Origin of the sequence: Azospirillum aestuarii, from assembly GCF_016632405.1 — a bacterium.
Taxonomy (GTDB): domain Bacteria; phylum Pseudomonadota; class Alphaproteobacteria; order Azospirillales; family Azospirillaceae; genus Azospirillum; species Azospirillum aestuarii.
This window is the reverse complement of sequence record NZ_JAEPIV010000003.1, coordinates 308,218-320,772: the sequence shown is the minus strand read 5'-3', so window position 1 is coordinate 320,772 and position 12,555 is coordinate 308,218. Positions and strand designations below refer to the sequence as shown.

Below are 12,555 nucleotides of genomic sequence, written 5' to 3'. Positions count from 1 at the left end.
GGGGAGAGGAGGCGGCATGCCGACCGAGACCATTGCCAGCGTGGTGGCCAACGGGGTGGTGGCCGCTCCCGCTCCGATTTCCACCGTCGCCGACACCGCCGGCCTTCATGCCGAGCATCCCGACCGTGCCCTGCTGCTGTCGGGGGACGAGAGCGGGGAGCGGGTGGCGATCCATTGCGAGGCCACCTCCTTCGACGCGGCCACGGCGGATCTGCGCGGCGTCGCCGCGCTGCGCATCCGCGGCAGCCGCGTCCTGACCAGCCAGCGCCTGATTCTCTCCTTCTGGCCCACCGAACCGGCGGAGCCCGCGCTGTCGCGTCTGCTGGCTTTCATCGGCAACCGGCCGCTGGTCGGTTACTACCTGGATTTCACCGTGGGGCTCCTGGACCGGCTGGTGCAGCCGATGGTGGGCATGGCCCTGCCGAACCAGCGGATCGAGGTGTCCAGCCTCTATTACGGCCGCAAGGCCAAGGCGCCCGGCAAATACGCGGTCGATCTGCGGCTGGACAGCATCCTGCGCGCTCTCGACCTGCCGCCGCGCGCCGGGGACGACGCCTACGCCAGCGCGCTCGCCTCCGCCATGGTCTATCTGCGTCTGGAGCCGCCGCAGCCCTGACGGCGCTTCACACAAGCCCCCTCAGGCCACTTTCGTCTGGGCCTTCGCGAGGGTCGGCACCGACACGATGAAGCGGGTGCCCGGCCCGCCGTCCGGCTGGCGGTCGATGGTCACCTGCGCCCCGGCCTGCTGGGCCAGCGCCCGGACCAGAACCAGCCCCAGCCCGCTCTGGCGCTTCTCGTTCGCGCGGTTCTGCGCGGACGGATCGGGCGGCAGGCCGGTGCCGTCGTCGCGCACGGTCATCCGCATGCCCTCCGTCCCTTCCGGCAGCAGTTCCACCGTCACCGTGCCGGGATGGCCGAGGGGGAAGGCGTGGAGCAGCGCGTTGGACACCAGCTCGCTGGCGATCAGGGCGAGCGGGGTGGCCTGATCGACGTCCAGGCTCCAGGGCTGGGGGGCGTTCACCGTCAGCCGTGCCCCGGTCGGGTTGGTCGAGCGGACCAGCCCGTCGCAGAGCTGGCGCAGGTAATCGGCGAAGTCGATGCGCGCCGGCTGGTCGGAGCGGTAGAGCAGCTCCTGCATCAGGCTCATGCACTGGATGCGGCGCAGGCTCTCGTCGAAGGCGCGGCGGGCCGGCTCGTCGATGCGGGCGGCCTGAAGGCGCAGCAGGCTGCAGATGACCTGAAGGTTGTTCTTCACCCGGTGCTGGACCTCCTTCAGCAGGACCTCCTTGTCGGTCACCGCCGTTTCGAGCTGGGCGTTGGTCCGCTCCAGCTCCGCCGTGCGCTGGTGAACCCGCTCCTCCAGCGTGTCGTAGGCGTGCTGGAGCGCGTTCTCCGCCTGCCGCTCCCGCCGGGCGCGCTGAAGGGCGATCCCGCCGATCACCGACACCGCGGCCAAGGCCGCCAGCGCGTAGGAGATGTAGGTCCAGAGCTGTCCGTGCCAGCGATCCATGACGCTGCTCACCGGGATGGCCACCTCGGCGGTCAGCGGCACGCTGTCCACCCGGCGCAGCGCGGAAATTTCCGGCTCCCCGGCGGCCTCCGCCGCGGCGCTGTCGGTGGCGTCCGGACCCTGGGTCTCGTGCAGCAGCACCGTGCCGTCGGCCCGGCGCAGGGTGATGGAGCGGGCGTAGTCGAAATCGAAGCTCTTGTAGATGTCGCGGACGTAGCGCGGCGAGACGGCGACCAGGGCCACGCCGCGGAATTCCCCCGGTGCTGCGGGCAGCCGGCGTGAGAGGAGGATCAACGGCTCCTGGCTGTAGCGGCTGCTGTCCAGCGCGGTGATGAAGAGATGGCCGCCCGCCTCGCTGCCGCCCGTCCGCTGGGCCACGAAGTAATCGCGGTCGGCGACGTTCATCGCCGGGGTGGGAAAGCGGCGGGTGGTCAGGACGGGGTTCCCCTCGCCGTCGAACAGCCAGATCGACACCAGATAGGGCGTGCCCCGCACCAGCGCCGCGTAGCGCTCCCAGTCGGCCCGGTCGTCGGGCAGCGGTGCGTCCGCCGGTCCGGCGAGCTGGACCGCCTGCTTCAGGATCAGGTCGCTGGTCTCCACCAGCCGGGCCGCGTGCTCCGCGACCAGCAGGCTGGCGTTGCCGGCGGTGTCCTGGGCGTGCTGCAGGGCCGCCGCCCGGTCGCGCAACGCGAAGCTGGCCGACAGCCCGAGCGTCAGCAGCAGCGCCACCGCGCAGACCATCAGAACCAGCGCCGACCCCGGCATCCGGTAGAGCAGAGGGGAACCTTTGGATCGCAGGGCGCGCAGGGGCATGATTTCGGCGGGACGGGAAAGGACGGGTTGGCGTGGCATCGAAGGTCGTGGCTTTTGTGGCGGACCAACACTTTTTTGCGGGCTCCTGTTCCCTGGGTACGCCCGTTGAACCGCGCCGCGCCACCCCCTATTGTCGCGCCGGGCCGAAAGGCCGAAGCAGCATCGAGCGCGGGGAGTATGGCGTATGAGGATCGACGGCACGGCCTACCGCACCATCTGGCTGGCGCAGGACGGCTGGTCTGTGGAGATCATCGACCAGACGCGGATGCCGCATGATTTCGCCGTCGCGCGGCTGACCGACCTGGAGGAGGCCGCCCACGCCATCCGCGCCATGCTGGTGCGCGGGGCGCCGCTGATCGGGGCGACCGCCGCCTACGGCGTGGCGCTGGCCATGCGGGCCGACCCGTCCGACGCCGGTTTGGAGGGGGCCTGCGCGCGGCTGCTCGCCACCCGCCCGACCGCGGTCAACCTGCGCTGGGCGCTGGAGCGGATGCGCGCCCGTCTGGCGCCGCTGCCGCCCGCCGCCCGTGCGGAGGCCGCCTACGCCGAGGCCGCCGGGCTCTGCGACGAGGACGTCGCCATCAACCGCGCCATCGGGGAGCATGGCGCCGCCCTGATCCGCGAGGCCGCCCGCCGCAAGGCCCCCGGCGAGCCGGTGAACGTGCTGACCCACTGCAACGCCGGCTGGCTGGCCACCGTGGATTGGGGCACGGCGCTCGCCCCGGTCTATGTCGCCTTCGAGGAGGGCATCCGCCTGCATGTCTGGGTGGACGAGACGCGCCCGCGCAACCAGGGCGCCAGCCTGACCGCCTGGGAGCTGAACCGCCACGGCGTGCCCCACACGGTGGTGGTGGACAACACCGGCGGCCACCTGATGCAGCACGGCATGGTGGACCTGTGCATCGTCGGCACCGACCGCACCACGGCGACCGGCGACGTCTGCAACAAGATCGGCACCTACCTGAAGGCTCTGGCCGCCCGCGACAACGGCGTGCCCTTCTACGTCGCGCTGCCGTCGCCGACCATCGACTGGGGCATGGCGGACGGCGTCAAGGAAATCCCCATCGAGGAGCGCGACGTCCGCGAGGTGACCGAACTGACCGGCATCACCGCCGACGGGCGGATCGAGACCGTTCGCGTCACCCCGGCCGGCAGCCCGGCGGTCAATTACGGCTTCGACGTGACCCCGGCCCGTCTGGTCACCGGTCTGGTGACCGAACGCGGGGTGTGTCCGGCGACCCGCGAGGGGTTGGCGGGGTTGTTTCCGGAGCGGGGTGGCGTCTGAAGCGCTTGCCCCACCCGCTCCCTCCTACACCACCGGCACCAGCTTGCGCCGCCGCGGCGGCGGGTTGCCGCCCTTGCAGGGGCTGTAGGCGCCCGGCGTCAACCGCCCCAGCGTGATGCCGGTGGCCGCGGCGATGTCGGCCAGACGCTCCAGCCCCAGCACGCGGGTGGCGGCGAGCGCGATGCGCCCGCAGGCCTCGGCGTCGCTGCCGGCGTGGTGGTGGTCCAGCGCGATCCCCAGATGGTCGGCCAGATAGTTCAGCTTGTGCGCGGACAGTTGCGGCCACGCCTTGCGCGCCAGCACGACGGTGCAGAGGTAGCTGCAGGCCGGCCAGGCCAGACCGTAATCGTCCAGCGTGTGGCGCAGCACGCTGATGTCGAAGGAAGCGTTGTGGGCCAGCACCAGACGGCCTTCCAGCCTCCGGGCGAAGCGGCGCCAGACCTCGGGAAACTCCGGCGCACCGGCCACATCCTCCGCCCGCAGGCCGTGGACGGCGGTGTTGAAGGGGTTGAAGCGCATCTCCCGCGGGCGGATCAGATGCTCCTCGGTCTCCACCACGTGCCCGTCCTCGATCCAGGCGACGCCGATGGAGCAGGCGCTGGTTCGTGACTCGTTGGCGGTTTCGAAGTCGATGGCGACGGCCTGCATGATGTCTTCGCCCCTCAGCCCAGGATCAGCCGGGTGACGTCCTCGGGCAGGTCGCCGTCGAGCGCCATCAGGCGGACCTTCAGCAGGCAGGCCACCGCGATGGCGTCGGTGATCTCCCCGCGCTTGACCATGGCGTAGGCTTCCGCGAAGGACACGTGGCGCAGCTGCAGGACCTCCGTCTCCTCCGGTTCCGCCTGTCCCTGCTCGATCCCCCAGGCGAGAAAGCAATGGGCGGTCTCGTCGGTGATGCTGTTGGACAGGTGCATGGTCAGGATCGGCAGCCAGTGGCGGGCGGTCTGGCCGGTCTCCTCCAGCAATTCGCGCCTCGCCGACTCCACCGGATCGACGCCCTTCTTGCCGCCGCCCTCCGGGATTTCCCAACTGTATTGCTGCAAGGGGAAGCGGTATTGGCCGACCAGCGTGACGCGGCCCTGGTCGTCGATGGGAACCACCCCGGTCGCCAGATTCTGGGCGTGCATGACGCCGTAGATGCCGGGATTGCCGAGCGGGGTCAGCACGTCGTGCTCCACCACCCGCATCCACGGATTCTCGTAGATCGGCTTGGTCGTCAGGACGGTCCAGGGATTGCCGGTCTTGTGCGGCACGCCGGTGCTCCTTGCGCGGTGGGAGGCTGGGGACAGGTTGAGGGGGTGCTGGGGCGGAACTATAGGCATTGCGGCACCATGCTGCAACGCGGTGCGCTTCCGCCGCCTTGCCGAGCGTCGGCGTCGGGACCGCAAGCCGTGGTCATTGCAAAAATATTACACAGTTAGATAAAATTTTCGCGACAGTTCTTGCAAGTCCTGTTCAACTGTTCAGGCTGGTTACTTGACTCCCCGACTGTTGAGGTCTACCTCTATATTGTGCGGTATCCGTTGATGCTGGCGGTGGCCGTCCGTTGTGGGGCAGCAATTTTGGAAACGCAGCGCCGGATGCGGCACAATTTTCAGGATAGGGAGCGCTGGCGCAATCCCGACTGGCGGACGAAATTCGTCGCCTGGTGGGAAGGCTACGACCTCGCCGCCCTATCCCGCTTGGCCCGCACCGCTCCGGCTTCCCGCCTGCCTCTGCGCGGCCCGGTGGCGGCGCTGGGAGCCGCCGCGCCGGCTGCCGCCCTGCCGCCCGAAGCGCCGCGGCCCGATGCCGATCTTGAGCGTCTGGAGAACCTGCAACTGGACCGCCAGGGCGAACCGGTCTGGTCGGTCGCCCGCACGGAGGGGGCGCAGATGCTGTGGGGCCAGGACTGCGTCGGTCCCGGCGACTCGCAATGGATGGTCGAATCCGTCCGCTCCTTCGGGCTGAACCCGGCCAAGAGCGTGCTGGACCTGTCGGCGGGGCTGGGCGGGCCGGCGCGCGGCATCGTCGACAGCTACGACACCTGGGTGACCGGGCTGGAGATGTCGCCCCTGCTGGCCAAGCTGGGGATGGACCGCTCCAAGGCGTTGGGCGTGTCGAAGAAGGCGCCGATCGGCCATTACGACCCGGAGCATTTCAACCAGGCGGGCTCCTTCGACCTCGTGCTGGCCGACCGGGTGATGCACCGGGTGCGCGACAAGGAGAACTTCCTCGACCGCGTCTGCGACTGCGTGAAGCCGAAGGGCGGCGTGCTGCTGTTCGACTATGTGATCGAGGGGACCCCCTCCTCCTGGGAAAGCTGGAACGGCTGGCGCGACTCCGAGCCGCTGGAGGTCTATCCCTGGTCGGCCACCCGCATGGCCGACGAGCTGACCCAGCGTAACCTCGACCTGCGCATTTCCGAGGACCTCACGCAATTCCACCGCCGTCAGGCGGTGGATCGGGTGCGCCGGCTGGGCGAGGCGCTGAAGACCGCCGCCCCCGAGCCCCGCGTCTTGAAGGCGCTGGCCCGCGAGCTGGCGCTGTGGTGGTCGCGCCTGCGCGTGCTGGGCAGCGGGCTGCGCTTCTGCCGCTACGTGGCGATGCGCCCGACCTGAAAGCTCCTAATCGCAGGCCCGTGGTTCGATCTTGCGTTCCGCCGCGAAGCGCCGGGCCGACTCCACCACCAGCTTGCGGATCAGGGCGCGGCGCGGCTCGATGGGGCCGGACACATCCAGCCAGCGCTCCCCGTCCCATTGCTGCACGTGCAGCGGCGCGATCCCCTCATGGTCGGCGCAGGTGATGCGCAGCGGCTGCATGAAGCCGTCCAGCCCCAGCTCGGCCAGCCGTTCGGCGGTCAGGTCCAGATGGTCGAAGCCCCAGGCCACCTGCGCCCCGGTCAGCGGCCGGCGCCCATACTTTCCCTGCGCGGTGCGGATGGCCTCGACCAGGACGGCGGCGTTGAAGACCCCGCGGTTGTAGAGCACCGTGCCGATCTGGCCGGGATCGCCGGCCCCCAACCCGCGGGCGTGGACCTGCTCGCGGATGGCGCGGATCACCGGCAGGTCCGCCCCGGCGGCGTGGAAGGCGACCGCCTTGTAGCCGACCGCAGCAGGGCCGACCGGCCGGACGTCCAGCTCCGACCCGGCCCACCAGACCCCGATCATGCGGTCGGCCGGATAGCCGGCGGCGGCGGCCTCGCGCAGGGCGGTGGAGTTCTGCACGCCCCAGCCCCACAGGATCACGTAATCGGGCCGGTAGTGGCGGGCGATCTGCGTCCACACGCCGCGCTGGTCCAGCCCCGGCGGGGCGACGGGGAAGCTGCGCATCTCGAAGCCCAGCGGGCCGCGCAGCGCCTCCAGCATGGGCAGCGGCTCCTTGCCGAAGGCGCTGTCGTGGTAGACGTAGGCGATCTTCCGCCCGCGCAGCCGCTCCGTCCCGCCCAGCTCCGTGGCGCCCAGCTCCGTTGCGATGTGGCTGATGGCGGCGTCGATGCCCGTCCAATAGCTGGCCGGGGCGTTGACCGCGTAGGGGAAGACCCGCCCGTCGGACACGTCCGCCCGCCCGTAGCCGGAGGAGAAGACCGGGATGCGGTCGGCGGCGCCGCGCTCGATCAGGGCGTAGGTGATGCCGGTGGACAGCGGCAGGACGGCGGCGGCCCCGGTCGGCCCCTTGGTCTTCAGCCGCTCGTAGCACTCCACGCCGCGGTCGGTGTTGTAGCCGGTGTCGCACTCCTCCCACACGATGGGCACGCCGCCGATGCCGCCGTCGCGCCGGTTGACCAGCGTCAGATAGTCGGCCACTCCGTCGGCCAGCGGGATGCCGTAGGGCGCGTAGGGGCCGCTGCGGTAGACGAGATGCGGGAAGAACTGCGCCCCTTGCGGCGACTCCGGGGCGGCCTCGGCCGGTGCTCCGACGAGCATCGCCACGAGGGCCGCAACCGCCAGGGCTGGGGCGCGCCATGCCATTCCGTTTCCTCCACCCGTCGCGCGCTGGGCCGTTCCGCCCGTTCGCGTGGTTTTCGTTGCGCGCGATTCTAGTACGGACCGGCCCCTTTTCGCACGAAGAGAGCGCAGCCCCCACGCTTCCGCTTGCCTGCCCTTTTCAAGGCGCCGTTTGAAGGGGGGCGGGACCGGCACTAAATCAGGCGGTTGAGACATGCGGAAACCTTGGCCGCCGCCCGGCCAATCCGCCAATAACGCGAAGGAGGGGTACCGTGACGACGTTCACCGGTCAGGATTCGCTGAAAACCCGCCGCTCCCTGTCCGCCGGGGGCAAGAGCTACGATTATTTCAGCATCAAGGCCGCGGAGGACGCCGGGTTGGGCGACCTCTCCCGGCTGCCCTATTCGATGAAGGTGCTGCTGGAGAATCTCCTGCGCTTCGAGGACGGGCGCACGGTGTCCACCGACGACGTGAAGGCGGTGGCCCAGTGGCTTCACGACAAGCGGTCCGACCGTGAGATCGCTTACCGCCCGGCGCGCGTGCTGATGCAGGATTTCACCGGCGTGCCGGCGGTCTGCGATCTGGCGGCGATGCGCGAGGCGATGGCCGCGCTGGGCGGCGATCCCAAGAAGATCAACCCGCTGGTCCCGGTCGATCTGGTCATCGACCACTCGGTGATGGTCGATTTCTTCGGCAGCCCCTCCGCCTTCGAGAAGAACGTCGAGCTGGAGTTCGAGCGCAACCTGGAACGCTACGCCTTCCTGCGCTGGGGCCAGAAGGCGTTCGACAATTTCCGCGTCGTGCCGCCGGGCACCGGCATCTGTCACCAGGTGAACGTCGAGTATCTGGCCCAGGGCGTGTGGACCGACAGCGACCCGGCGGGCAAGCTCGTCGCCTATCCCGACACGCTGGTCGGCACCGACAGCCACACCACCATGGTGAACGGGCTGGGCGTGCTCGGCTGGGGCGTCGGCGGCATCGAGGCGGAGGCGGCCATGCTCGGCCAGCCCATCTCCATGCTGATTCCCGAGGTCGTCGGCTTCAAGCTGACCGGGCGGCTGAAGGAGGGCACGACGGCGACCGACCTCGTGCTGACCGTCACCCAGATGCTGCGCAAGAAGGGCGTGGTCGGCAAATTCGTGGAGTTCTACGGGCCGGGGCTGGATCACCTGACGCTGGCCGACCGCGCCACCATCGGCAACATGGCCCCGGAATACGGCGCCACCTGCGGCATCTTCCCGATCGACGCGGAGACCATCCGCTACCTGACCTTCACGGGCCGCGACGCCGGCCGCGTGGCGCTGGTCGAGGCCTACGCCCGCGCCCAGGGCATGTGGCGCGAAACCGGCTCGCCGGACCCCGTCTTCTCCGACACGCTGGAACTGGACATGACGACGGTCGAGCCGTCGCTGGCCGGCCCGAAGCGCCCGCAGGACCGCGTGCCGCTGTCCCAGGCGGCGCAGAGCTTCGGCGGCGATCTGGTGGGGACCTTCAAGGCGGAGGACGCCAACCGTTCCATCCCCGTGCAGGGCTGCGGCTACAACCTCGACCAGGGGGCGGTGGTGATCGCCGCCATCACCTCCTGCACCAACACCTCCAACCCTGCGGTTCTGGTGGCCGCCGGCCTGCTGGCCCGCAAGGCGGTGGAGAAGGGGCTGAAGTCCAAGCCCTGGGTCAAGACCTCGCTGGCGCCGGGGTCGCAGGTGGTCACCGACTATCTGGCCAAGGCCGGGCTCCAGCCCTATCTCGACCAGCTCGGCTTCAACATCGTCGGCTACGGCTGCACCACCTGCATCGGCAACAGCGGCCCGCTGCCCGACCCCATCGCCGCGGCGGTGGAGGAGGGCAACCTCGTGGTCGCCGCGGTGCTGTCGGGCAACCGCAACTTCGAAGGCCGGGTGAACCCGCACACGCGGGCGAACTATCTGGCCTCGCCGCCGCTGTGCGTCGCCTACGCGCTGGCCGGCAACATGAAGATCGACTTGGCCAAGGACCCTATCGGCATCGGCCATGACGGCCAGCCCGTCCATCTGAAGGACATCTGGCCGACCAACAAGGAGGTCCAGGACGCCATCGACGCCTCCCTGTCGGCGGAGATGTTCCGCAGCCGCTACGGCAACGTGTTCGAGGGGCCGGAGCAGTGGCGCGGCATCCAGACGGCGGAGGGCCAGACCTACGAGTGGCAGGCGGGCAGCACCTATGTGAAGCTGCCGCCCTTCTTCGCCGACATGCCGAAGACGCCCGACGCGGTGAGCGACGTGCGGGGCGCCCGCGCGCTGGCCGTTCTGGGCGACAGCATCACCACCGACCACATCTCGCCCGCCGGCTCGATCAAGAAGACCAGCCCGGCCGGCGAGTATCTGCTGAGCCATCAGGTGCGCCCGCAGGACTTCAACTCCTACGGCGCGCGGCGCGGCAACCACGAGGTGATGATGCGCGGCACCTTCGCCAACATCCGCATCCGCAACGAGATGCTGGCGGGCGTGGAGGGCGGCGAGACCCGGCACTATCCCTCGGGGGAACAGTTGCCGATCTACACCGCGGCGATGCGCTACGCCCAGGAGGGCGTGCCGCTGGTGGTCATCGCCGGCAAGGAGTACGGCACCGGCTCCAGCCGCGACTGGGCGGCCAAGGGCACCAAGCTGCTGGGCATCCGCGCGGTGATCGCCGAAAGCTTCGAGCGCATCCACCGCTCCAACCTCGTCGGGATGGGCATCCTGCCGCTCCAGTTCAAGGACGGGCTGACCCGCAACGATCTGGCGCTGGACGGCACGGAGACCTTCGACATCGACGGCATCGAGCAGGACCTGCGCCCGCGCAAGGACGTGACGATGACCATCACCCGCGCCGACGGCCAGACGCGGCAGGTGCCGCTGCTGCTGCGCATCGATACGGTGGACGAGGTCGAGTATTACCGGAACGGCGGCGTGCTGAACTTCGTCCTGCGCAATCTGGCGAAGTGACGGAAGGCGGCGCAGCGGGGGCGGCGGCACCGCCTTCCCGCTGCGCGGCACCCCGGCCGGGCTTCACTCTCCATAGAACGGATCGGGCGCGCTTAGAGTGTTCTGGATGCTCTGCACGAGCAGGATGCTGCCGTGGGTCGAGAAATGGCCCTGATCCAGGAAATAGAAGCCCTGGTCGTCCCTGATCCGGCAGAGAGGAAGGGCTTTCCAGGGATCGGGGTCGCAGAAATAGTCGGAGGTGTCGATGAACCGCGCGCCGCGCGTCGCCGTGATCACCGGCTCATCGGTGGCTTGGCCGGTGATCGAGTAGGCCCGCTCCGACTTCATGAAATAGGTGTGGTCGTACGGGTTGCGGAAGCGGAAGACCGGACTCTGCCCCAGCACGACGATGCGGATGCCCCGGTTCAGCAGCGCCTCCACGGTCGCGTGCAGGCGGCGGAGGTCGAGGGCGTTGGTGTCCATGTACCATTCCCACCGCGCCGCCATGATGACGATGCGGATGCCGTTCCTGTCGATGATCTCGTCGACGCGGCTGTTGAACTCCTGGCAGTTCGGGCGGGCGTTGACCGACAGGTCCTTGATGGGCGGACAACCGGACGCCGTGTATTGGACGATGTTGAAGGGCAGGGCGTCGGCGGCGTTCAGAAGCCCCGGCACGTAATGGGCCGCGAAGGAATCCCCCCAGAGCAGGGCGGTGGGCGCGTCCGCCTTCAGGGAACCGATCCGGCAACTCTCCAAGCCCGGCCACGCCTCCGGCGGCTGGTCGGTTTCGAGGAAGCAGGTGTGCTCCTTGTAAAGTTCCCGCCCTGAGATGTCCTGCGGCGCGTAGTCGGTGAAGCGCTGCGGCAACCCGTTGGACAGGTGGCCGATCAGCCCGACCCCCGCCAGCCCCGCCATGGCCCAGCCGGTCCGGGCGAAGACCTTGTATGGCTGGCTGCCCGGCCCCGCCCCTGACCCGGTCCCCGGCTCCGCCCTGGCCTTGCGGAACGGAACCTCGATCAGTCGCCAGGACAGCACGGACACCGCGGCGATGATCGCGATAAGGACCAGCGTCTCCCCGGTGGACAGGTCCCGCCCCTTGTAGAACCGGGCGAAGACCATCAGCGGCCAATGCCAGATGTACATGGAATAGGAGATCAGGCCGATGAAGACCACGGGGCGCAGCGTCAGCACCGTCCCGACCGCCGTCGGGCCGCCCCGCCCCGCGTGGATCACCAAGGCCGCCCCCAGGCAGGGCAGCAGCGCGGCGTAGCCCGGAAAGGCCGTCGCCTCCGTCAAGGCGAACACGCTGGCGATGATCAGCGCGGCGCCGAGGGCGGACGCCAGTTCCCGCGCCGTGCGGCTGCGGATGTCCGGGACGGCGCCGAAGGCGAGAAGGGCGCCCAGCACCAGTTCCCACAGCCGGGGTGGCAGCAGGTAGAAGGCCGCCACCGGATGATCCCGCACCAGGAACACGCTCAAGGCGAAGGACACCGCCGCCGCCGCCGCTAGAACGGCAATCCATACCGAACGCCCGTACGGGAGCAAAGCCAGCAGGGCGAGGGGAAAGACGATGTAGAACTGCTGCTCCACCCCCAGCGACCAGGTGTGGAGAAGCGGGTTCATCTCCGCCGCGTTTTCGAAGTAACTGGATTTCAGATAATAGAGGATGTTGGATGAGAACAGCGTGGTCGCCGCGAGATTCTGGGAAAAGCTCTTCAACTCCTGGGGTGACAGCAGGATCAGCGCGAGCACCGCCGTTACCGCCAGAGCCGCGAACAGGGCGGGAAGGATTCGGCGGATGCGGCGGACATAGAAGTCGGCCAGGGAAAAGGTGCCGCGCTGCGCGTCGTTCAGAACGATCGAGCCGATGAGATAGCCGGAGATCACGAAGAACACATCGACGCCGATGTATCCGCCGCTGAACAGGGAAAACTTCGCGTGGAACAGCAAAACGGAAAGGATCGAAACCGCGCGAAGGCCGTCGATGTCGGGGCGGTACGTCATGGGACCCGCAATGCTGGAGTGGAACGGAGGCGCGGGTCGGCGGCCCCGAACCCGGTTCTGTGGCGGGAGGCG

General features: G+C 69.3%; 9 protein-coding genes. 4 read left to right on the top strand and 5 right to left on the bottom strand.

The genetic code is table 11. The annotated features are described in order from the left end of the window. Positions 1-16: 16 nt before the first annotated feature. Positions 17-616, top strand: coding sequence for a 3'-5' exonuclease family protein (locus JJL56_RS10855; protein WP_247891010.1), 600 nt, complete (start codon positions 17-19; stop codon positions 614-616). A gap of 21 nt (positions 617-637) precedes the next feature. Here the strand turns inward: JJL56_RS10855 and JJL56_RS10850 are convergent, their stop codons facing one another. Further along, positions 638-2,323, bottom strand: a complete 1,686-nt coding sequence (locus tag JJL56_RS10850; RefSeq protein WP_200485127.1) for a sensor histidine kinase — start codon at positions 2,321-2,323, stop codon at positions 638-640. Positions 2,324-2,507: 184 nt separating this feature from the next. On the opposite strand from JJL56_RS10850, the gene mtnA reads away from it, so the two are divergent. Beyond that, positions 2,508-3,608: an S-methyl-5-thioribose-1-phosphate isomerase gene (gene mtnA, locus JJL56_RS10845; protein ID WP_200485126.1), complete on the top strand. Its 1,101-nt coding sequence runs from the start codon at positions 2,508-2,510 to the stop codon at positions 3,606-3,608. 24 nt (positions 3,609-3,632) lie between these two features. On the opposite strand, the gene JJL56_RS10840 is transcribed toward mtnA, so the two are convergent. After that, positions 3,633-4,256, bottom strand: a complete 624-nt coding sequence (locus JJL56_RS10840; RefSeq protein WP_200485125.1) for a 3'-5' exonuclease — start codon at positions 4,254-4,256, stop codon at positions 3,633-3,635. 14 nt (positions 4,257-4,270) lie between these two features. Then, positions 4,271-4,861 carry an NUDIX domain-containing protein gene (locus JJL56_RS10835; RefSeq protein WP_145625533.1) on the bottom strand — a complete coding sequence of 197 codons (591 nt, stop codon included), beginning with the start codon at positions 4,859-4,861 and terminating at the stop codon, positions 4,271-4,273. A gap of 327 nt (positions 4,862-5,188) precedes the next feature. On the opposite strand from JJL56_RS10835, the gene JJL56_RS10830 reads away from it, so the two are divergent. Beyond that, positions 5,189-6,208, top strand: coding sequence for a class I SAM-dependent methyltransferase (locus tag JJL56_RS10830; protein WP_200485124.1), 1,020 nt, complete (start codon positions 5,189-5,191; stop codon positions 6,206-6,208). Between the two features lie 6 nt (positions 6,209-6,214). Here JJL56_RS10830 and JJL56_RS10825 read toward each other — a convergent pair whose 3' ends face one another. Then, a complete protein-coding gene (locus tag JJL56_RS10825) occupies positions 6,215-7,558 on the bottom strand; it encodes an ABC transporter substrate-binding protein (RefSeq protein ID WP_200485123.1) in 1,344 nt (447 codons plus the stop codon). A gap of 248 nt (positions 7,559-7,806) precedes the next feature. Between JJL56_RS10825 and acnA the strand changes: the two genes are divergently transcribed. Beyond that, a complete protein-coding gene (acnA, locus tag JJL56_RS10820; RefSeq protein WP_200485122.1) occupies positions 7,807-10,497 on the top strand; it encodes an aconitate hydratase AcnA in 2,691 nt (896 codons plus the stop codon). Between the two features lie 63 nt (positions 10,498-10,560). On the opposite strand, the gene JJL56_RS10815 is transcribed toward acnA, so the two are convergent. After that, on the bottom strand, positions 10,561-12,483 hold the full coding sequence (locus JJL56_RS10815) for an acyltransferase family protein (RefSeq protein ID WP_200485121.1): 1,923 nt from the start codon (positions 12,481-12,483) through the stop codon (positions 10,561-10,563). Positions 12,484-12,555 lie beyond the last annotated feature (72 nt).